The 1,785-nt window shown below is 70.4% G+C and carries 1 protein-coding gene; it reads right to left on the reverse strand.

The window, feature by feature from the left end:
- The coding region (locus JHD63_RS22460) for a delta-60 repeat domain-containing protein (RefSeq protein ID WP_198973008.1) at positions 1–1,640 on the reverse strand (1,640 nt) is incomplete at its 3' end.
- Positions 1,641–1,785: the final 145 nt, after the last annotated feature.

Below are 1,785 nucleotides of genomic sequence, written 5' to 3' on the forward strand. Positions count from 1 at the left end.
AGCTCGGGCCCGCTGCCGCTGCGCCACCAGCGCAGGCGGGCGCGGTCTGGCAACAGCTCCAGCGCCTGCAAGGCAGCCTCGGGCACGCTCAACCGGCCGATGCGGTTGCGCGTCTGGCCGCCCAGCTCGGTGAAACCGCCCCCCACCAGTACCTTGCCGTCGGGCTGCACGGCCAGGCTGTACACCGGGCCGTTGGCGCCGGGATCAAAGCCCGTGTCCAGCGAGCCATCGGCGTTGAGGCGGGCCAGGTAGTTGCGCGTCTGGCCGCCCAGCTGGGTGAAACCGCCCCTCACCAGTACCTTGCCGTCGGGCTGCACGGCCAGGCCGTACACCGGGCTGTTGGCGCCGGGATTGAAGCCCGTGTCCAGCGAGCCATCGGCGTTGAGGCGGGCCAGGCGGTTGCGCGTCTGGCCGCCCAGCTGGGTGAAAGAGCCCCCCACCAGTACCTTGCCGTCGGGCTGCACGGCCAGGCTGAGCACCGCGTTGTTGGCGCCGGGATCAAAGCCCGTGTCCAGCGAGCCATCGGCGTTGAGGCGGGCCAGGCGGTTGCGCGTCTGGCCGCCCAGCTGGGTGAAAGCGCCCCCCACCAGTACCTTGCCGTCGGGCTGCACGGCCAGGCTGAACACCGTGCCGTTGGCGCCGGGAGTGAAGCCCGTGTCCAGCGAGCCATCGGCGTTGAGGCGGGCCAGGCTGTTGCGCGTCTGGCCGCCCAGCTGGGTGAAAGCGCCCCCCACCAGTACCTTGCCGTCGGGCTGCACGGCCAGGCTGTACACCGGGCTGTTGGCGTCGGGATTGAAGCCCGTGTCCAGCGAGCCATCGGCGTTGAGGCGGGCCAGGCGGTTGCGCGTCTGGCCGCCCAGCTGGGTGAAAAAGCCCCCCACCAGTACCTTGCCGTCGGGCTGCACGGCCAGGCTGTACACCGGGCTGTTGGCGCCGGGATTGAAGCCCGTGTCCAGCGAGCCATCGGCGTTGAGGCGGGCCAGGCGGTTGCGCGTCTGGCCGCCCAGCTGGGTGAAATCGCCCCCCACCAGTACCTTGCCGTCGGGCTGCACGGCCAGGCTGTACACCGGGCTGTTGGCGCCGGGATCAAAGCCCGTGTCCAGCGAGCCATCGGCGTTGAGGCGGGCCAGGCCGTTGCGCCTCTGGCCGCCCAGCTGGTTGAAACCGCCTCCCACCAGTACCTTGCCGTCGGGCTGCACGGCCAGGCTGTACACCGGGCTGTTGGCGCCGGGATTGAAGCCCGTGTCCAGCGAGCCATCGGCGTTGAGGCGGGCCAGGTAGTTGCGCGTCTGGCCGCCCAGCTGGGTGAAAAAGCCCCCCACCAGTACCTTGCCGTCGGGCTGCACGGCCAGGCTGAGCACCGCGTTGTTGGCGCCGGGATCAAAGCCCGTGTCCAGCGATCCATCGGCGTTGAGGCGGGCCAGGCGGTTGCGCGTCTGGCCGCCCAGCTGGGTGAAAGCGCCCCCCACCAGTACCTTGCCGTCGGGCTGCACGGCCAGGCTGTACACCGGGCTGTTGGCGTCGGGATCAAAGCCCGTGTCCAGCGAGCCATCGGCGTTGAGGCGGGCCAGGCGGTTGCGCGTCTGGCCGCCCAGCTGGGTGAAAAAGCCCCCCACCAGTACCTTGCCGTCGGGCTGCACGGCCAGGCTGCGGACCCAGCCGTTGGCGCTGGGGTCAAACCCGTCATTGGCGTTTTGCGCTTTCGCGGGCAGGTGCCACAGCCCTAGCAGGCACAGGCAGCAGAAACAGAAGAATGCCCAGCACCAGAGAGGGCGTGGGGCGGCA

The sequence above is a fragment of the Xylophilus sp. ASV27 genome, assembly GCF_016428875.1.
Lineage (GTDB): Bacteria > Pseudomonadota > Gammaproteobacteria > Burkholderiales > Burkholderiaceae_C > Xylophilus.